This is a genomic window from Staphylococcus sp. FSL W8-1268, assembly GCF_038003965.1.
Classification (GTDB): domain Bacteria; phylum Bacillota; class Bacilli; order Staphylococcales; family Staphylococcaceae; genus Staphylococcus; species Staphylococcus hominis.
Genome location: NZ_JBBOQE010000001.1, coordinates 1,479,051 through 1,500,552 on the forward strand (window position 1 = coordinate 1,479,051; position 21,502 = coordinate 1,500,552).

18 protein-coding genes and 1 pseudogene are annotated in these 21,502 nt (G+C 31.5%); 3 read left to right on the forward strand and 16 right to left on the reverse strand.

Annotation, left to right across the window (positions count from 1 at the left end):
* Positions 1-41: 41 nt before the first annotated feature.
* Positions 42-809 carry a ribonuclease HII gene (locus NST64_RS07475; protein ID WP_107632507.1) on the reverse strand — a complete coding sequence of 256 codons (768 nt, stop codon included), beginning with the start codon at positions 807-809 and terminating at the stop codon, positions 42-44.
* Complete coding sequence (gene ylqF, locus NST64_RS07480; protein WP_107632506.1) at positions 793-1,677, reverse strand: ribosome biogenesis GTPase YlqF; 885 nt, start codon at positions 1,675-1,677, stop codon at positions 793-795. Before ylqF ends, NST64_RS07475 begins: the two co-directional genes overlap by 17 nt.
* A gap of 255 nt (positions 1,678-1,932) precedes the next feature.
* On the opposite strand from ylqF, the gene NST64_RS07485 reads away from it, so the two are divergent.
* The 3 genes and pseudogenes from NST64_RS07485 to NST64_RS07495 form a co-directional block, all read left to right on the forward strand.
* Complete coding sequence (locus tag NST64_RS07485) at positions 1,933-4,539, forward strand: YfhO family protein (RefSeq protein WP_107632388.1); 2,607 nt, start codon at positions 1,933-1,935, stop codon at positions 4,537-4,539.
* Positions 4,529-7,153 carry a YfhO family protein gene (locus NST64_RS07490; RefSeq protein ID WP_049437575.1) on the forward strand — a complete coding sequence of 875 codons (2,625 nt, stop codon included), beginning with the start codon at positions 4,529-4,531 and terminating at the stop codon, positions 7,151-7,153. Before NST64_RS07485 ends, NST64_RS07490 begins: the two co-directional genes overlap by 11 nt.
* A gap of 373 nt (positions 7,154-7,526) precedes the next feature.
* Positions 7,527-8,129: pseudogene (locus NST64_RS07495) on the forward strand (transposase); the annotation flags it as partial.
* Here NST64_RS07495 and rplS read toward each other — a convergent pair.
* The 14 genes from rplS to fapR form a co-directional block, all read right to left on the reverse strand.
* A complete protein-coding gene (gene rplS / locus NST64_RS07500) occupies positions 8,068-8,418 on the reverse strand; it encodes a 50S ribosomal protein L19 (protein ID WP_002448843.1) in 351 nt (116 codons plus the stop codon). The pseudogene NST64_RS07495 and the gene rplS sit on opposite strands and share 62 nt — an antisense overlap.
* Positions 8,419-8,522: 104 nt before the next feature.
* Positions 8,523-9,260, reverse strand: coding sequence for a tRNA (guanosine(37)-N1)-methyltransferase TrmD (trmD, locus tag NST64_RS07505; protein ID WP_002455428.1), 738 nt, complete (start codon positions 9,258-9,260; stop codon positions 8,523-8,525).
* 2 nt (positions 9,261-9,262) lie between these two features.
* Positions 9,263-9,760: a ribosome maturation factor RimM gene (gene rimM / locus NST64_RS07510; protein ID WP_049418198.1), complete on the reverse strand. Its 498-nt coding sequence runs from the start codon at positions 9,758-9,760 to the stop codon at positions 9,263-9,265.
* A 131-nt stretch (positions 9,761-9,891) separates the two neighbouring features.
* The gene (rpsP, locus tag NST64_RS07515; protein ID WP_002448807.1) at positions 9,892-10,167 is read right to left on the reverse strand and encodes a 30S ribosomal protein S16; all 276 of its coding nucleotides are present in this window, start codon (positions 10,165-10,167) and stop codon (positions 9,892-9,894) included.
* A gap of 261 nt (positions 10,168-10,428) precedes the next feature.
* The gene (gene ffh, locus NST64_RS07520) at positions 10,429-11,799 is read right to left on the reverse strand and encodes a signal recognition particle protein (RefSeq protein WP_107632390.1); all 1,371 of its coding nucleotides are present in this window, start codon (positions 11,797-11,799) and stop codon (positions 10,429-10,431) included.
* Positions 11,800-11,819: 20 nt separating this feature from the next.
* Positions 11,820-12,152 carry a putative DNA-binding protein gene (locus tag NST64_RS07525; protein WP_002455430.1) on the reverse strand — a complete coding sequence of 111 codons (333 nt, stop codon included), beginning with the start codon at positions 12,150-12,152 and terminating at the stop codon, positions 11,820-11,822.
* Entirely contained in the window at positions 12,139-13,368 is a 1,230-nt protein-coding gene (gene ftsY / locus NST64_RS07530) for a signal recognition particle-docking protein FtsY (protein ID WP_049336508.1), read from the reverse strand. The genes NST64_RS07525 and ftsY overlap by 14 nt, the downstream gene beginning before the upstream one ends.
* The gene (gene smc, locus NST64_RS07535; RefSeq protein WP_049418201.1) at positions 13,365-16,934 is read right to left on the reverse strand and encodes a chromosome segregation protein SMC; all 3,570 of its coding nucleotides are present in this window, start codon (positions 16,932-16,934) and stop codon (positions 13,365-13,367) included. The genes ftsY and smc overlap by 4 nt, the downstream gene beginning before the upstream one ends.
* Before the next feature lie 69 nt (positions 16,935-17,003).
* Positions 17,004-17,735 carry a ribonuclease III gene (gene rnc, locus NST64_RS07540; RefSeq protein WP_002448736.1) on the reverse strand — a complete coding sequence of 244 codons (732 nt, stop codon included), beginning with the start codon at positions 17,733-17,735 and terminating at the stop codon, positions 17,004-17,006.
* Between the two features lie 81 nt (positions 17,736-17,816).
* A complete protein-coding gene (locus tag NST64_RS07545; RefSeq protein ID WP_001830184.1) occupies positions 17,817-18,050 on the reverse strand; it encodes an acyl carrier protein in 234 nt (77 codons plus the stop codon).
* Positions 18,051-18,178: 128 nt separating this feature from the next.
* A complete protein-coding gene (gene fabG / locus NST64_RS07550) occupies positions 18,179-18,913 on the reverse strand; it encodes a 3-oxoacyl-[acyl-carrier-protein] reductase (RefSeq protein ID WP_002448838.1) in 735 nt (244 codons plus the stop codon).
* Complete coding sequence (gene fabD, locus NST64_RS07555; RefSeq protein WP_049418205.1) at positions 18,906-19,832, reverse strand: ACP S-malonyltransferase; 927 nt, start codon at positions 19,830-19,832, stop codon at positions 18,906-18,908. Before fabD ends, fabG begins: the two co-directional genes overlap by 8 nt.
* On the reverse strand, positions 19,825-20,811 hold the full coding sequence (gene plsX, locus NST64_RS07560) for a phosphate acyltransferase PlsX (protein WP_049418206.1): 987 nt from the start codon (positions 20,809-20,811) through the stop codon (positions 19,825-19,827). Before plsX ends, fabD begins: the two co-directional genes overlap by 8 nt.
* Positions 20,804-21,373, reverse strand: coding sequence for a transcription factor FapR (gene fapR, locus NST64_RS07565; protein ID WP_049336517.1), 570 nt, complete (start codon positions 21,371-21,373; stop codon positions 20,804-20,806). The genes plsX and fapR overlap by 8 nt, the downstream gene beginning before the upstream one ends.
* Between the last annotated feature and the right edge of the window lie 129 nt (positions 21,374-21,502).

Here is a 21,502-nt window from a genome sequence, read left to right on the forward strand (position 1 = left end):
GCAATAGTTTTTAAATTCAAATAATTTTAATTTTATTTTAATTATATCATTGATTTAACAGGCTCAAACGTTTTACGATGATATGGCGTTATGCCTAATTGTTTTAATCCTTGAAGGTGTGATTTAGTGCCATATCCTACATTTTTTTCAAAATCATAACCAGGATATTTCAGTGCTACTTCCGCCATTAAACCATCCCTATATTCTTTTGCCATGATACTAGCAGCAGCAATAGAAACACTTTTAGCATCTCCTTTAATAATAGAAGTTTGAGGCATTGCATTATCCAATGTCATAGCATCAATAAGTAAATGATTAGGTTGTTGTTTTAATTGATTAATAGCACGTTCCATAGCTAATTTGGTTGCGTTGTAAATATTGAACTCATCAATTTCTTCAGCGCTTGCTATCCCGTAAGCATAGTCATAAACGCCTTCTTTCAATTGTTCGTTAAGTATTTTTCGCTTTGTTGCTGAAACTTTCTTTGAGTCATCTAATCCTAAATATTGATGGTCTTTATTTAAAATGACTGCACAAGCTACAACAGGCCCAGCAAGTGGACCACGACCTACTTCATCAATCCCACATATTAAAGCATTAGGATTGCCCTTTAATATTTCATTTTCATATTTATTCATTTGTTGATAATGTTCTTGTGTTTCTTGATTTTTTAAAAGCTGTTTACGACGTCGTACTATATTTTGCTGTACCCCTTTTCTTGTATCACTCATTAATTCATGTTGTTCAAGTGCTTCAATTGAATCAATTGTGTCTAATAATGCTTTAATCTCTTTAATTGTTTGAGGCATAATCTAAGTCCCCTTTCATTTCTGAATAAATATCAAAACAATAAGTTCCAATTTTAGCATTACGCACATCATTAATAATCAATTCGATGACAGCCTCGTAATCGACTTCATTTCCTTTTTGTAATAACCCACGTCGACGTCCAATAGCATCAAACCATTCTAAAATTTCTGCATCAGTTTCTACATCAATATTGTAATGATTCTTCAATCCTTCAACATCATGTTTAATTAAGAATTGTAAACCGTATATTGCTACTTCATCTAAGTGCACGATACTATCTTTAATGGCACCAGTAAGGCTTAGTTTTTTACCTACAGTTTCATCTTCAAATTTGGGCCATAAAATACCTGGCGTATCTAGCAGTTGTAATGCTTTACCTACTTTAATCCATTGTTGTTGTTTCGTTACTCCCGGCTTATTTCCTGTTTGAGCAATGTTTTTTTTAGCTAACTTATTAATTAATGTAGATTTTCCCACATTAGGTATACCAACAATCATGGCACGTATAGCTCTAGGTTTAAGTCCTTTCGCTTTTTCTTTCTCAAACTTTTCTTTAGTCGCTTCAATTGCAGCATTTTCTACACCTTTTAAATTTTTGCCATGTTTCGCATCAACTGCTACAGGATAAAAACCTTTATCAGTAAAGAAATGTTCCCACTTTTGCATTTCATTTAAATTCGACATATCTTTTTTATTTAAGATAACTACGCGTGGTTTTTGTTTAATGACATCATCAATCATTGGATTTCTTGAACTATGCGGTATACGTGCGTCAACAAGTTCAAATACCACATCTACTTTCTTAAGTTGTTCTGTCACTTCTCTTTTGGCTTTTGCCATATGCCCTGGATACCATTGAATCACCATGACATTCACCCTACTTTCATTAAATTTATTTCAACCGTTCGATTATAATCAATATTTAAAATCTTCACTACTATTATCAATTCTATTATATTTTAACATGCTATTTCATATTCATTAAATCGCTAATATTAAAAACAAATTTCTAACTTTTTATAAAACATATAAATACTTTTATTAGGAAGTTTAATACACTACAATTTAGTATGTAGTCATTTTTTGATTATTAATAGGACATTCTAACTACAGAGGTTTAATATGAAAAAATTTTTTACTTATCTAGGACTTTTTATAGCATTGTCCATCATAGGACATAGTTATGTCATTTATCGTTTTATTCACGATGGCATTTTATTTACAGGTCCAAATGATGGAATGGAACAAATGGTTCCAATTCAAATGTATTTATTTGATAAATGGAGTAGTGGCAATTTGTTTTATTCCACCGATTTTGGATTAGGTGGAGATTTCTTTACAGATCTTAGTTACTACTTCTCCACAAATATTTTATTTATAATAAATGTAGTATTTATTGCAATTATTAAAATTTTTATTCCTTTACATACGCATGATGTATTATTTTGGATGATTAATGCACTTATTATCTCAATGATTAAAACAACGATTGCCATGTATTGCACTTACTTATATAGTAAATACATTTCAAATAACAAATACTTAAGCTTAATTGTAGCGTTTTTATTTGTTATGTCACCCTTATATTATCGCTTTACAGTGTATTGGCCCTTCTTTAGTGATGTGTTTGTTTGGATGCCGTTATTATTATTCTCTATTGAAAGAGTCTTGCAAAAACAGAAGTTTGGACTATTCATTATTACTGTTTCTTTAATACTAATTAATAACTTTTATTTTGCATACTATCTTTGTTTAATAGGTGCGGGTTATATACTGATTCGTGTAATATTTAGACATCCCAAAGATATTCTCTCAAGAAGTAAAGCATTTTTTACTTTAATCATTAGTGCCCTGTTAGGTTTAGGTAATAGTTTATTTATCTTTTTTCATGGTGCTCAAAGCTTTTTAAATAACCGTCGTGTACCTTTTTCTGGAGCAGTTGATACATTCGAAAAATTAGATATTAATACAAACATTTTCTTTGATAATTATTTAATTGTATTATTATTTATTACCATTCAAGCTCTTTTAAGTTTTAAATTATATAAACATTATTATTATCGTTTATTTGCTATCCTTACCTTTGTATTTATTATATTTAGTTTTATACCTTTCATCGACCAAGTATTTAATGGTTTTTCAGCGCCTCAAAAGCGTTGGCATTTTATTTTAGCTTTTAATTCCACACTATTAATCGGATTATTTTTAAAATATTTCAAAACACTAACTACAAAATCTTATCTAATAAGTAATGTAATCGCAGAATTAGTTATATTTATAAGCGCTATTATATATCATAAATTTTTAGCATGGTTCATATTAGTCCCTATTGTATCTTTAATTGGACTGATGGTTCTTATCATTAAAGATCGTACATATCGTTTTAAATTAAGTTATTTATATAATATTTCAATTATATTATTAAGTATCTTGATCTCTATAGTATTCATTAAAAATCAAATTTACTATAAAGATCACACTGATCGTGGAAATACGTTTTATATTAATTCCAGTTTATATAGTTCCGACTTACAACGTGCGCTTGTCAAAGAAATGAATCAAAATAAGCATGAGGATGAACGTATCGATTGGAGAGTCAACGAACAAGATAATACACCGATGTATCAACATTTTAAAGGGTTAAGTTTGTATTCAAGTATTTTCCATCATAATATACTCGATTATTATTACGATGCTTTAAAAATTAATTTAGCTGAGGAGTCATTGAGTCGATATCAATCAACGAATGGACGACAAAATATCGCGAGTCTATTTTCAGTGCGTTATATGATGCTAAAAAATTATCAAAATAACTTACCTTCCTACTTCAAAAAAATAAAATCAAGCGGGCAATATGGTATTTATGAAAATACACTTAACTTACCCTCTGTTAAAGTAACTGATTCTATATACAATAGTAAAAAATTAACAACTGCAATTGATAGAGAACATGCAATGTTAAAAGGTGTTATTTTAAACAATGAAGGCACAAGTTATAAAGATAAAGCTCCTAATTTATTAACTCAATCATCATTGAGTTATAAAAATCTAAAACATTTAAATGGTAATGTCTATAAAGTAATTGGAGATAAAGGTGGAACATTAACAATACACTTACCTCGATCATTACGCCAAAAGTATGATGATTTTTACGTTACGATGAAAATAAAGCGTGGTCATCCCGATAGTAATTACACAGTCTCTGTGAATAATTATGCAAATCACCGATTATTTAATAATTCTACTTATCGTACTGGTATTGATACACAACTTTACCGAACACAACTTGATAATAAAGGAAACATCAATATCACTTTATCTCCTAAAGGAACATTTTATTTAAACCTTCAACAATTAAATGGAGAAAATTATAAAATGTTAAAACAAATGCATAAAAAAGCTGATTTTAATAACAAATATAAAGATATTAAAAACGGCGTCGAAGTCAATTTAGATAAACATGATAAAGGGATCGCTTCAATTAATATTCCTTTTAGAGAAGGTATGCAAGCGTATGTTGATGGACACCGTATTAAACCTATGAAAGTTAATTACATGATGACAGGCGTTCCTGTTAATTCATCTGCTAAAAAAATTATTATTAAATATCAACCACCTTATTGGAATACTATGATTTTAATTTCACTAATCAGTATAATAATAAGTGTTGTATTTGTTAGATTTGTTAATATCAAAAAGAGAAAGATGAGGAAAAACATTGATCAATAAAATTCGGTCCAATCGATTATTGACCTTTTTATCTATATTTATAATTGCTAATATCATTTCTTTAGCAGTCTATTATCCGTTTATTCGAGATTATTTCAAAGAAGGATTTGTATTTAGTGGTTCCGGAGATGGTTTTAGACAAATGATGCCATTTCAAATGTACTTATATGAACATTACAGTAAGTTCAAAGGAGCCTATGATCAATCTTTTGGGTTAGGTGGAGATTACATTAAGGGATTGGCCTATTATTATTCTTTATCTCCTATAATGTGGATTAATTTTTTTATAATCTGGATAAGTCATTTTTTATTTCATTGGCAAACGAATCATATCGCCTTTTGGGCAACTAACCAATTAATAATCGCTTACGCTAGAACGATTATTACAATTATTGTTGTATTTTACTATTTAAAATGGCTTAAGTTGAAAACAGCGCCATTGCTTATCGCTACTATTTTATATGGTGCATCCACGCTTGTCCTTTACTATAACTATACATGGTCATTTTATGGAGACTTATTGATTTTATTACCTTTATCTTTATGGGGAATGGAACGTTTCTTCCAAAAAAGAAGAATAGGATTATTTATCTTTTCAGTTGCGCTGACCTTATTTTCTAATTTTTATTTCAGTTACTACCAAGCTATTGTATTAGGGATTTATTTCATATTAAGAGTCATTTTTAAATATCGTTGTGATATCGTATCAAGATGGGAAAAATTTTATTTACTCGTTATTGGTGCAATACTTGCGCTTTTATCTAGTATTTTAGGATTCTATACAGGTGTATCTTCATTCCTAAACAATGATAGAGCCCAAAACGATGACTTTAATATTACATTATTTACAGATTTAACACAAAATAAATATCATATTTTTTCTGATGGTTTTTATATCACAGTTTCGATTATTGCATTAATGGCTTTATTTACGTTTAAGTTATATCGTCACTACTATTATAAAATTTTTGCTATCATCACTTGGTTTTTACTTATTGGATCTTTATCACAATACTTTGATAGTGCATTTAATGGCTTTTCATTACCACAACGTCGATGGGTATACTTTTTATCTATTTCAACTAGTATCTTAATTGCATTATATATTCAATATTTATCTGAACTTACATTAAAACAATATTTACTTGTAGCAATTCCGGTATTTATATTTGGTTTATATCACTATATATTTGTAAGTGCTTATGTCAATTGGATGATTGTACCATTACTTTTAATCATCGTTTTAACCTTTGTAGTATGGAAAAAACAATGGTTATATCAACCTTATATACTAATAGCTATTGTGTTACTATTCTTTGTACAACAAATTATGATGACACACGATTCACGAGCCCGTACTATTGATCCATATGCAACGACTACGAAAACATTAACAGATTCAAGTTATTATAATCATAAACTTGCTAAAAAAATTAATAATATTAAGAAACAAAAAGATAATAAAAATCCTTTCCATCGTATTGATTATATGTCAGCCTATGCACTCAATTCACCATTTATTTACCATTATAATGGCATTTCACTTTACTCAAGTATTTTTGATGGTGACATATTAAAATACTATGATAAAGAAATGCAAATTAATATGCCTGTTGATAAGAATAGTACATATCGATACTTAGGGAATCGAGCAAATTTAGAAGCCATGTGGGATGTTCAAGATCGATTCCGACATCCTAATGATCTGAATATGCCTTATGGTTTTAAAAAGGTAGATACTATCAATAATGGTTCAGATAAATTAATTCATTCAGAAAATACTATTAATTATCCAGCCACTCATATTACTAATAAGATTTTTAATAAACATGATCTCAAATCGCCATTAGATCGTGAGCAAGCGATGCTACAAGGTGTAGTATTAGATGATGATTCAATAAAAGCGAATACTTCTTTCACTCAAAATGAAAACCTATTAAGTAAAGCATATCAATCTACAAATAATGCTACTTGGAAAGATAAAACTCATTTAAATGTAGAAAAAAATAATGGTGGTATCACATTGACATTACCTAAAACGTTAGCTAATCAATATAAAGATATGTATGTCGAAATGGATGTAGAATTGTTAGCTCCCGATATTGAGCATTCTATAGGAGTAAATGAATATGCTCAAAATCGTAATATGCTAAGTTATAAATATCGACGTTTTGTAACTCCTGTAACAATGAGAGTAAAAGCTTCGGATCAATTAAAGATTCGTCTTACTAAAGGACATTATCGACTATCTATTAAAGGTATCTATGGAGAAGATTATCATACATTGAAACAAGCTTCTAAATTACTTAAACCTGTGACTATTTCACAATTTAGAAGTGGCTATACATTCACTAAACCTAAAGGAACTTCTGGATACTTGGTGGTACCAATCGCCTATGCTAACGGTATGCATGCACGTGTTAATGGACACGATGTAGATGTAAAACAAGCTAACGGTATTATGACAGCTATTCCAGTCAAGAAAAATGATACTCATATTGAATTATCTTATACACCACCACATTTTTATATACTATTAATTTTGAGCGTTATCGGAATAATAAGCAGTATAATATTTAGCAGATATTTAAAAAGAAAAAATCAATTAAAATAAAAAGCGCCTGGGTCATAATTCCTAGCAAAATAGCCAGTAAATGAATTTATAATAAATTCATTTACTGGCTTCTTTATTTACAATACTGCGTATTGTTGGCTCGCTTTCTTAGGGGACAGCTTCAGCCTGTAGTCTTCAGCTTGTCCTGTTCCCTTAAAAGTCTCGCCAAAATACTTTGTATTTATATGTAATTTTACATTGAAATACTTAAAAAATAAGGCATATTCATATAATTAATAAACATCACTAAACTAAATTAACGAGGTGCCTTATGTATAATGATTATAATATGATTCAACTTACTCTACTAATGGCAACTTCAGTTCTTATTCCCATAAATGATATTGTAGAAATAATTACTAACACTGAATTCGATGAATACATTTGTCCAAACAATAAGCGATTAGATTTTAAAAGATATGCCTATCGTCATGATAAATATGGTTTTCAATGAGACTTTAAATGATATGAATGTGATGATTGTTCAGAATGTCCTCTGAAACACCCATGTATAAACTTTAATACAAAAACAAATAAAAAAATAATGAAGAATTATAATTGACAATAATTTAAAGCCCAAATTAATAAAAAGCTTTCAGAACCAAAAACAAAAACCATCTACAGTCAAAGAAAAATTAACGTGGAGCCTGTTTTTGAATTTATGAAGGCTATCGAATATCCGTTCGAGGGATAAATAAAGCCAAAACAGAACTAGGATTTGTATTAATGGCACTTAATATAAGAAAAGTAGCAGCTCAACGAGCAAAAAAATAATCAAAAAAATTATAAAAAAGACAATTTCTATAGTATTTCAATAGAAATTGTCTTTATTTATCCTGGAACTTTATGCCCCAAATTCTTTTTTAAATGCGTATTAACTTACCCATTTTTTAGTATAGTTTTCTATATACTGATTAGCGAATTTCTTGAATTCTTGCAGCTTTACCACGTAAACTACGTAAATAGTATAATTTAGCACGACGTACTTTACCGCGACGTTTAACTTCGATTTTTTCGATTTTTGGAGTGTGTAATGGGAATGTACGTTCAACACCTACACCTGAAGAAATTTTACGAACTGTGAAAGTTTCAGAAATTCCTCCACCGCGGCGTTTAATTACAACACCTTCGAAAACTTGGATACGTTCACGTGAACCTTCGACGATACGTACGTGTACACGTAAAGTGTCACCAGTACGGAAAGTTGGTAAGTCTGTGCGTAATTGTGATTTTGTAACTGCTTCGATTAACTTATGATTACTCATTTTTATACTCTCCTTCAACCTATGTTCTTGCCTAGACAATCATATAGCAGCGGATCATAGTGATTTTTAGTGTCTTTTCACACTTGATATATATTAGCATACTCCTAGTTGTTTTTCAATTGGTTTTTATAGCTTTCTAAAAATTCTTTATCCTTATCACTTAATTGATACTTTTCTAGTAAGTCCGGACGTTTATGCAAAGTACGTATTAATTTTTGTTCATGTCGCCATTTTTCTATATTTGCATGATTTCCAGATAATAATACGTCAGGTACAGTCATACCTTTATATTCTCTTGGACGCGTATATTGTGGGAATTCAAGTAAACCATCGGAGAAAGAATCATCTTGATGGGATTGTTCATTACCAAGTACTCCAGGAATTAATCTAACGATAGCATCAGTCATAGTCATAGCTGGTAATTCTCCACCAGTCAATACATAATCCCCCATTGAAATTTCATCGGTTACTAAATTTTCTCTAATTCTTTCGTCATATCCTTCGTAATGTCCACAAATAAATACAATATGTTCAGCTTCACTCAATTCTTCAGCAATTGCTTGAGAGAATGGTCGTCCTTGAGGACACATGAGAATGACACGCGTTTTATCAGTATGTTTTAAATCTTTCATTGCATTAAACACTGGTTCTGGTTTTAAAACCATTCCTTGACCGCCACCATACGGATAATCATCCACTTGATTATGTTTATTTTCAGCGTAGTCTCTAAAGTTTACAGTATTAACTTCAATAATATTTTTATCTTGCGCACGCTTCAAAATCGAATGATTTAGAACGCCGTCGAACATTTCTGGAAATAATGTTAGGTAATCTATTTTCATTATTATAATAATCCTTCCATTGGCGTAATACGAATTGTTTTATGTTCAACATCTACTTCTTTAACGACATCTGCTATATATGGAATAAGGTATTCTTTGTCACCTTTAACAACCCATACATCATTGGCACCTGTTTCAAAAATATTAATGACTCTTCCAATTGGTGTATCATTATTAAAAACCGTACACCCAATAATATCAGAATAGTAAAATTCGTTTTCATTCAATTCAATATCCTCATGATCACGTTCTTGGAATAAGTAATCTCCTTTATATTGTTCGACGTCATTAATATGATTAATACCTTCAAATTTAAGCATGTGAAATCCTTTATGTATACGATATGATGTAATAGTCATTTCTATTTCATTATGGTGGTGATTCACGATAAGGACTTCTCCAGGTTGAAAACGTGTATCAGTAAAATCAGAATTAGATTTTACTTTTACTTCTCCTTTAATCCCATGTGTATTTACAATTTGTCCTACTTCTACTTGCATCCTTATCCTCCTTACATAGTCGTTTATTTATACATATTAACATGTTTCTTATAGAGTGAGAATATAATAAAAGTCTGTGACATACCTTATGCCACAGACCTGTTATTATATGATATTGATATTATTATCAATTACTTTGAACGTTTTTGTTCATCAAATGTTTTTAAAATACCTTGTTTTGATAAGATATTGTGAACAGTATCAGTTGGTTTTGCACCGTCTTTTAACCATTTTAAAGCTAATTCTTCATCGATTTTAACTTCTGGTGCATTTACACTTGCTGGATTGTAAGTACCAATTTGTTCGATGATACGACCATCACGTGGTGAACGCGCATCAGCTACAACGATACGATAGAATGGATTTCTTTTTGAACCTAAACGAGTTAAGCGAATTTTAACTGCCATTTATAAAACTCTCCTTTAAATCTTTTAATTTTTATTTTCTACAAGAAATAATAATAACAGGAACCTCCAACTTTGTAAAGACTTTTTTCTTTACCAAATCTAGATTTATGAAATAAATTGTAGATTTGATGATGTACTAGCTTTAACTAGAGCTTACCTTTATTCATTTTGGTTATGCATGTGCCAATGTACATGCGTTCCTTTACTTATTTATGAAAAAGCGGAATAACACTTAGGATGTTATTCCGCTTTCATTACTTTTTAGAATGGTAAATTCATGCCTTTTAACATATTTTCCATTTGGCTACGTTTACCTTTTTTACCTTTACGACCATTACCCGTAAATTGTTTCATCATTTTTTTCATATCATTAAATTGTTTCATTAAACGATTCACTTCCTGCAATGAACGGCCTGAGCCTTTTGCTATACGTTTCTTTCTTGAAACATTTAAAATTGCTGGATCTTGTCTTTCATTAGGTGTCATTGATTGAATAATAGCTTTAATATGGTCAATTTGTTTATCACTCATATTTAGCTTATCTAAGCCTTTCATTTTATTCATACCTGGAATCATTTTCATAATATCATCCAGTGGTCCTAAATTCTTCACTTGATCCAATTGTTCTAAGAAGTCATCTAATGTAAATGAAGACTCACGCATTTTCTTTTCTAAATCTTTAGCTTTTTCTTGATCCACATCTTGTTGCGCTTTTTCGATAAGACTTAATACGTCACCCATACCTAGTATACGAGATGCCATACGCTCTGGATGGAATAATTCTAAACCATCCATTTTTTCACTCATACCAACAAATTTAATTGGTTTATGTGTTACTGCACGAATAGAAAGTGCCGCACCACCACGAGTATCTCCGTCTAATTTAGTTAAAGTCACACCAGTGACATCCAATTGCTCATCAAATGATTGCGCAACGTTCACAGCATCTTGTCCTGTCATCGCATCTACAACAAGCATAATTTCATCTGGTTTTGAGATTTCTTTAACATCAGCTAATTCATTCATTAATGTTTCATCAATGTGTAAACGTCCCGCAGTATCGATAATTACAAAGTCCAAATGTTCTTCTTTAGCATATCTTAATGCGTTATCTACAATTTGTTGTGGTTTAACTTGATCACCTTCACTATAAACAGGTACATCAAGTTGTTTACCTACTGTTTGTAATTGATTAATCGCAGCGGGACGATATATGTCGGCTGCTACTAACATTGGCTTTTTATTATATTTTTTACGCATTAACAATGCCAATTTACCAGCAGTAGTTGTTTTACCTGCCCCTTGTAAACCAACCATCATTACAACTGTGGGTGGCTTATTAGCCATTTTAATAGATGTATTTTCTCCACCCATTAATTGTGTTAATTCATCTTGTACTATTTTTATAACTTGTTGTCCAGGTGTTAAAGACTGCATAACGTCTGATCCCAAAGCACGTTCGGAAACTGTTTTAACGAAGTCTTTGACTACCTTGAAGTTAACATCGGCTTCTAACAATGCTAATCTAACTTCACGCATCATTATTTTAATATCCGCTTCTGTTACTTTACCTTTACCGCGAATTTTTTGCATCGTGGCTTGTAAACGATCGGATAATCCTTCAAATGCCATATTAACAACCTCCTTATAAATTATTCTAGTTCTTCTAATTTTTGGATTAAATGTTTCAGTTTTTTAGTATCATGAATAGATTGTTTCATTTCGTTATAAATCATTTGACGTTGTTCAAATTTCTCATATAACTTTAATTTAGTTTCATAGTCTTCTACTAAATCGCCAGTTCTTCTTATATTATCATAAACCGCTTGTCTACTCACTTTAAACGTTTCAGCAATTTCACTTAATGAGTAATCATTTAGATAAAATAATTCAAGATAATTCTTTTGTTTTTCAGTAAGCAAAGAATGATAAAAATCAAATAGATAATTCATTCTTAACGTTTTAACTAAATCATTTTTCCCCATTTTGGTGTTCCTCATTATTATCTGTTAAGCTTTGCATTTCATCAGGGATATTATCATTTTGCTCAATCATATCAGCAAACAATCCATATACATAACTTTCAGGATTAAATGGTTGTAAATCATCTAGTTTTTCACCTAAACCAACGTATTTAACAGGAATATGCAATTCATTTCGAATAGCAAGTACAATACCACCTTTTGCTGTGCCATCTAATTTAGTGAGCACAATCCCTGAAACGTTGGTTACTTCTTTGAATGAACGTGCTTGTGATAGTGCATTTTGACCAGTGGTTGCGTCTAAACATAATAATGCTTCATGTGGTGCATCTGGAACAGCACGACTAATGACTCTTTTCATTTTGTCCAATTCTTGCATTAAGTTTGATTTATTTTGTAAACGACCTGCTGTATCACAAATTAATATATCTACACCTTTATTCTTAGCCGCATTGATTGCATCATAAACAACTGCTGCAGGATCAGAACCTTCGCTTTGTCTGATTACCTCTACGCCTACACGATCGCCCCAAACTTGTAATTGTTCAATTGCACCTGCTCTGAAAGTATCACCAGCAGCCAACATAACTTTTTTACCTTCCATTTTATAACGATGTGCCAATTTACCAATCGTTGTAGTTTTACCTACACCATTGACCCCAACCATTAAAATGACATTTAATCGGCCATCTTCGATATTCATTGCTTCTGAATGATCATCTTCTTGGTGATAAATTTCTACAATTTTTTCAACGATAACTTCTCTTAAACCTTCAGTTTCTTTGATATTACGACGTTGTGCTTCTGTACGTAATTCATCCGTTAATTGCATAACCGTATTGAAACCTACATCCGCAGTAATCAACATTTCTTCTAAAGCTTCGAAGAAATCTTCATCTACAGTTCGATAACGTGCAATCAAGTTATTTAATTGCTCTTGGAAGTTTTCTCTTGATTTTTCTAAACCTGCTTTAAATTTCGCTCCCATTTTTTGAGCTTCAATTTCTTCAAAATCTTCAATTGAAATTAACCCATCTTCATCGAAGTCAGCTTCGCTTAATTTACGTGGTTTTTTCTTTTTTGGTGCAGGTTCTTCATTTTCTTGTTCATTGTCTTTTGTTGATGGTTGATCTAATTCCTCATCTTCCGTTAATTCCTTTTCAATATCTTCAGTCGACTTTGTAGAAAATTTATCTTTTAGTCGTTTGAAAAAACTCATGCATTTTCCTCCTTCATAACCTCATCTATTGTATTTAAATTTACACTTACTAATTTTGAAACACCTGACTCCTGCATTGTAACACCATATAAACGATCCGAATACTCCATGGTACCTTTTCTATGCGTAATGACGATAAACTGTGTTTTTTCAGATAAATCATTTAAAAATTGTGCGTAACGAATAACATTAGCTTCATCCAAAGCTGCTTCCACTTCGTCTAGTATAACAAATGGTGCTGATCTTACTTTTAAAATAGCAAATAGTAATGCAATAGCACTTAATGCGCGTTCGCCACCACTTAATAGAGAAAGATGTTGTAATTTTTTACCTGGTGGTTGAACAATAATATCTACTCCTGCAGACAAGTAATCATCATCCGTAAGCTCTAACTTAGCATGACCACCACCAAAAAGTGATTGAAATACAGATGTAAAATAATCTTGTACTTCAAAAAATGTAGCTTTGAAACGATCTTTTACTTCTTGATCCATTTCATCAATGATTTGTTCTAAAGTCTGTTTTGCTTCTCTTAAATCATTTCTCTGTTCATTCAAAAATGTATAACGCTCATTTAATTCTTCAAATTGTTCAATAGCATTAACATTAACTGAACCTAATTCTTCAATTGACATCTTAGTTAATTTCACTTTTTTTCTTAATGTTTCTATTGGAACATCTGATTGATACGTTTCTCTCGCACGTTCAAGTGTAAGATGATACGTTTCATTTAAATGATTCATTGCATGATTAATAAGAACATCTAATTTAGACTGTTGGGCCTTAATATCTTGATAAAAACTTTCAATGGATAATAAATCTTGATGGCATTGTTCGAGTTTGTACTCATGAATTTCAATATCTTCATTTATAGACTCTTTTTGTTCTTTTAAAGCATCAAGTTTTTGTTTTAATGTATCACGTTGAGACGCTTTATCTTGGATACTTGATTGAAGCTGTTGAAATGCTTTTTCGCCCATCATATCGTCAGAATTAAATAATTCTATTTTCTCTTTAGTTGCTATGATTTGTTGGTTAATTTGTGCATGTTGTTTGTCTATTCTTTCCAACGACATAGTTTGATGGCTTATTTTTTCTTTAACGACTGCAACATCAGAACGTTTTTGATTTAATTCTTTTTCAACTTGCGATACATTTTCTTTACCCTCTTTAGAGAGCTTTGAATATACCTCTATGTCCTTTTCAAGTTGTTTTAGTTGCTCTTGAATTTCAGATAACCGTAATTGTTGTTGTTTTAATGTATGACGACTTTTTTCACTTTGATAGCCATCATTTTTCTCAAATTCAAATTCTTCATGTTCACTTTTTATATGTGTTTCTTGTTTTTTTAATCGATCTAAAGTCAATGTTTCTTCGTGAGCGGTGGCTTTTAATTGATGATATTGTTGACTTAAATCTACATACTTATTACTTAATGTCTCAACTTCCTCTTTTTGATTTTGCAATTGTTGTTCGAATTCTTTTGTTTTCTCTTCGTAGTCGTTTAATTGTGTTTTCATTGTTGTCAATTCATCTTTTTGAGCTAAAATACTTTTTGATTGACGCATTCCGCCACCTGACATTGATCCTCCTGGATTAACGATATCTCCTTCTAAGGTAACGATTCGCGCTTTATATTGAATCGCTCTTGCAAGTTCATTCGCAATTTTAAGATTCTCCACTATAATGGTAGTACCCATCAAATTATCTATGACAGCTTGATACGTTTGATTAACTTCAACCGCTTCAGATGCAATATTAATAAAACCATCAAAATTTCGAGCTACATTTTGGATATGATGAGATAAACTTCTTGCTCTAATTACATTTAGTGGTAAAAATGTTGCTCTTCCTAATCCTCGTTGTTTTAAAAATTTTATCGCCTGGCGACCATCTTTTTCATTATTTACAATAATGTGTTGTAAGGAGGCTCCTAACGCTGTTTCAATCGCTTGTGTTAATTTTGATGGTACCTTGATGACTTCGGCTATTGCACCATGAATACCACTTAAAGTATTCTCTTTTGCTTTTAATATATGTTTTACTCCATTAAAAAAGTAGGAATAGTCTTCTGCTTGTGTTTCTAAACTTTCCATACGCACACGCATTTTATCAGTATATCGATACGCTTGATATAACTTATCTTCATATGTCGCTTCTATACGTTTTGCTTCAGATAAACGATATTCAACGTCACGCATGTCTTTCTCTGTTACATTCATTTTTTGTGATGTAGTAGTATGCGCTTGTTCGGTTTGATGTATGTCCTTTTGAATATGTTTAAGTTGATCAAATACTTCTATTAATCTTGCATCGAGACGTGTTTTTTTGGTTTCATTTTCTTGAATAGTACGTTCTAAAAAACGAATATCATTATTCACTTCAGATTGCTCGGACATTAATTCATAATATTCATTTTTAATAGTTTCTAATTTTTCATCATGTTGTGCATCTGTAAGATTAAGTTTTGATTCTAACTGTTTAATCTCTTTATTAAGCGATTGATGCTGTTTTTTAAGTTTAGATACTTGTTCTAAAGAAAGTTCTCTTTCATCTTGAACATTCTTTAATTCATACTGTAAATTATCTAATTCTTCTTCAAAACGTGCATTCGTTTCTGATTGATTTCTTTTTCGCTCTTCAAGGACATTTAATTTTCCAATAAATTTTTCATATTCCTCAGTTGTAGTAATTAAATCTATATTAACGTGGTCGGTATCTCTTTCAAGTTTTTGACGTTGTGTTTTTTGTTTTTGTAAATATTGATTTAATTGAGCTTGTTGGCCTTCTTTTTCAGCTTGTTGGCTTTTTAGATGATTCAATCGTTCATCGAGTTGACGATTCTCTTCATCATATTGATTAATATCGTGTACAGTTACGACAACATCACTATGCTCCATCTCTTTTGATAATTGTAAGTATTCTTTAGCAATAGATGCTTCTGCTTTTAGAGGTTCAACACGCCCTTCTAAATCATATAAAATATCTTCTACTCGAGATAGATTATCTTCTGTATGACCTAGTTTTTGTAAAGATTCCGTTTTTCTTTTTTTATATTTTAAAACACCCGCTGATTCTTCTATGATTTGACGTCGATCAACAGGTTTAGCATTTAAAATTTCATCTACTCTACCTTGTGAAATAATACTAAACGCTTCTTTTCCTAGACCAGAATCTAAAAATAACTCTGTAATATCGCGTAGACGTGCCCTATCATTATTTAAATAATATTCGCTCTCTCCACTACGATAAAGACGACGTGTTACAATCACATCATCAGCCTCAATCTGCAACTCTCTTGTAGAATTATCTAATTTTAATTGTACTTCTGCATAATTTTGTGCTTGACGATGTTCTGCCCCTGAGAAAATAATATCTTCCATTTTAGAGCCACGAAGCGACTTAGCAGATTGTTCTCCTAAAACCCATTTAATCGCATCAGTAATATTACTTTTTCCACTACCATTTGGACCAACAATTGCTGTCACGCCTCTATCGAACTGTACATTCGTACGATCTGCAAATGACTTAAAGCCAATGGTATCTATAGATTTCAAATAAACCATACTCTTCTCCTTAATTCATTCATACTCGTTCTTGTTGAAAAGAAGATAATATATGAAATGCGTTCATTATTATTTGTTCTCATCTCTTAACTTATGATAAGCACTTTCAGCTGCTTTTTGTTCAGATTCTTTTTTTGTTCTGCCTTGTCCTTTTGCGATTGCTTTATTTTCTAAAATCACTTCAGATGTAAATAAACGATGGTGTGCTGGACCTTCTTCTTTAATCAAATGATACGTCACATCTCCTTTACTTTGACTATGAATATATTCTTGGAATTGTGTTTTAAAATCGACCACGCCAATTAATTCATTATGTTCTACATATGGAAAAATGACTTTTTGAGCAAACTTCCAGACTACTTCTAAGCCTTGGTCTAAGTATAAAGCCCCAATAAACGCTTCAAAAGCATCTGATACTAATGAAGGTCTTGTTCTACCGCCTGTTTTTTCTTCGCCTTTTCCAAGTAAAATGAGTTGATTTAATTCAATTTTATTTGCAAATATTACAAGTGAGGGTTCACATACGATTGTCGCTCTCATTTTAGTTAAATTTCCTTCAGGTAAATTAGGATATTTGTCAAAAAGGTAACGTGAAACCGTCAATTCTAATACCGCATCTCCTAAAAATTCTAAACGCTCGTTATGCGCTAATCGATCCATATTAAAATCATTAATAAAGCTAGAGTGCGAAAACGCTTGTTGGTACACATCTAAATGAGTATAACTAAGACCAAGCATCTTCATTTTTTTATCAAATTGATATTGAAAATCTTTAATCATTTCTGATTGTTTCGGGTGCATGATTGATAAACCTCCGTTCATGTTATTGATGTCCTATGAAAAAAATCTGAGCCATCATGACGACGACTCAGATGTAAGTTTTTATTTTTCAAGACTATTGATGTATTTAACTGCATCACCAACAGTGTTGATTTTTTCAGCTTCTTCATCAGGAATTTCAGTACCAAATTCGTCTTCTAATTCCATCACTAATTCAGCGATATCAAGTGAGTCAGCGCCTAAATCATCTTTGAAAGATGCATCTTCTGTTACTTTATCAGCGTCTACACCTAAACGGTCAACGATGATATCTTTTACTTTATCGAAGTTTTCCACGTCGATTCACCTCCTTTAAAAGTGTCTATCCATAGACTATTATATTTTCCCATTTTAAGGGCTAAAACACAAGTATTTATTAAAAGGATATAATGACTATTTATCCTTTTAAATACATGACGTATATATTACATATACATGCCACCATTAACTGATAACGTTTGACCAGTAATATATTTCGCACGATTAGATGCTAAAAATGACACTGCATAGGCAATATCTTTATCTTCTCCAAAACGTGATAATGGAATTTGCTCCAACATTTGTGATTTAAGATCTTCATTTAATGCATTTGTCATATCTGAGACGATAAACCCAGGCGCAACTGCATTAACAGTAATACCACGTGAAGCAAGTTCACGTGCACTTGATTTTGTCAGTCCTTCAATACCTGCTTTTGTCGCTACATAATTAGCTTGTCCAGGATTACCCATAGCCGCTACAATACTAGATAAATTGATAATAGCACCGCTACGTTGGCGTAACATTTGTGGCGTAGCTTTTTGAATACAATTAAATGTCCCTTTTAAGTTAGTATTAATAACGTCATCCCATTCTTGCTCTTTCATTCGCATTAATAAATTGTCTTTTGTAATACCTGCGTTGTTTACAAGAACATCTAAAGAGCCAAATTGATTTACAACTTCTTTAATCATGGCTTTGACTTGATCACCTTCAGCAACGTTTGCTTGTATTGCAAAACTTTCTACGCCTTTTTCTTTGATTTCTTTAACCACTGCTTCTGCTTTTTCTTTATTACCCGCGTAATTAACTGCTACATTGAATCCATCTTCTGCTAATTGCAATGCAATACTACGTCCAATTCCTCTAGAAGCACCAGTTACTAATGCACTTTTAGTCATTTTCATTCCATCCTTTCACATCTTCTAATGTTTGAATCGATGTAATTTTTACATCTCGATTAATTTTTTTAATTAAACCAGATAATACTTTACCAGGCCCAATTTCAATAAAATGATCCACGCCTTGGTCTATTAACCACTCTGTAGATTTAATAAATTGTACTGGTGAATAGAGTTGTTTCACCATATTTTGTTTAATCGTTTCTGCTTTTGTTTCTCCATGAGCATTATAATTTTGAACGATAGGAAATTGAGCATCATTCCAAGTGAATTGATCAATAAATGAAGCGAAATCCTCTTCAATTACTTGCATCATTGAAGAATGGAAGGGACCTGATACTGCTAAAGGAATCACACGCTTCGCACCTAAAATTTTTCCTTCTTTAGTTAATTTATCAATCAGCGCCTTATGCCCAGATACAACAATTTGACCTGGTGCATTAATATTGGCAGGTTCAATTAATTGATCTCCAAATGAAATTTCTTTACAAATTTCATCTACTTCTTCATAACTTAACCCTAAAACAGCAGCCATACTTCCTACACCATTTGGAAAAGCTTGAGTCATTAATTCGCCACGCTTACGCACAATTTTCACTGCATCTTCAAATTTTAGTACGCCAGCAGCCACTAAACTTGAATATTCACCAAGACTATGCCCCATTGTATAGTCAGCATCTATACGGTTTAGTGCTTCTAGTAATGCAATACTATGTGTTAACAATGCAGGTTGAGTATTCTCAGTTTCTCCTAATTTTTTCTCTTTATCTGTAAACATCGTTTCTAATAAATCAAAATCAACAGTTGTTTGCGCTAATTCTAAAACAGAAGTCGCATCTTTATTAACATGATATAAATCTTTAGCCATTCCTACTTTTTGTGCACCTTGTCCAGGAAAAACAATTGCAGTTTTACTCATTGTCACCACCTACCGTTTCTCTCATAATTTTTACTATTTGTTCATCACCAGCAATTTTAGCTTGTCGAATTGCAGAATAGAATGCACGTGCATTTGAACCACCATGTGCTTTTACTACAGTACCATCTAACCCTAAAAGAACAGACCCACCATATTCTGCATAGTCTAATTTTTTCGCAAACTTACTGATATCTTTTTTCAATATCGCAGCAGCAAGCTTATTTTTTAAATTAGCTAGTAGTGTACCTTTTAACATTTTTCCAATTGATTTAGCAGTACCTTCGATGTTTTTTAGTACCATATTTCCAGTATAACCATCAGTGACAACTACATCTGTGTCACCCTCCATCAATGTTTTAGCCTCAATATTTCCATTAAATCGGAGAGTCGCTTCATCTTTTAATAATTGATATGTTTTTTTAGTCAAGGCATTTCCTTTTGCTGGTTCAGTTCCGATATTCAACAATGATATTTTAGGTTGTTGAATACCTCTAATTTTTTGAGCATAAATATTACCTAGCTGTGCATATTGCAATAAGTGTTCAGGTTTTGCATCTGCATTGGCTCCAACATCTAAAAAGACAAATCCTTTACCATCGATAGTAGGTAATGTGACAACAAGTGCTGGTCTAGCTACGCCTTTAATACGTCCGACGATAAATAGCCCTGCTGACATTAAAGCACCTGTATTACCAGCAGATACACAACCATCTGCCTCACCAGATTTAACCGCTTCTGCCATGCGTACCATTGAGCTGTCTTTTTTTCTTTTAATGGCACGTACAGGCTCATCTTCCATCTCAATTTTTTCTGAACAATGTCTAAATTCTATACGCTTATGATTTAATGTATATTGTTTTTCATCACCAAATAAAATAATTTCTAAATCTTTAAAATCATTGATTGCTTTCTCTACAGCTTCTAATACGATGCCTGGTGCATTGTCGCCACCCATCATATCTACAGCAATTTTAACCATGGTTTTCATCCTCACTTATATAAAACATTTTAAATATGCCTGTAAAAACGAGTGTATCTTTTACAAAAGATTCCACTTTTATATCATAATGTCGATTTGTTCTATTGATTACGGTTGCTTCTGCTCTAACATTATCATGCAACTTTACTTTTTCAATAAATTTCAAATTACTTTCTTGAGTTAAAACAGTAGAGTTATGTATTAGGGCTACACATAATGAATTAGCTTGAGCAAATAAAATATGCCCACGTGCAATACGTGTTTTTTGAAACACATACTCTTCTGTAATTTCTATAATAGATTGGGCAGAATAATTAGGTTTAACTTGAATAAGATCCCCAATCACTTCATTAGCTTCCAATCCTTTGATATATTCATAATTTTGTTTGGCTACAGATTTAATACGTTTACGTAATTCAGGAATATTAAGTTGTGTGCGATCCAGACGGATAGTTTGAATACTTACGTTGAATAATTCACACAATTCACTATCCGTAATAAAGGGGTTTTCATTAATCGCCTTCTTAATCTCATGACGACGTTCTGTTTTTTTTAATTTCATACTTTCCTCCCCTTTAAATATTTTAGTACCAAGTCTTAATCATTCCTCACATATCATAACACTTTCTATTTATTATCCTCAACAAATATTACATTCTCATATAATAAATAATTTGAATTAAATATCAGT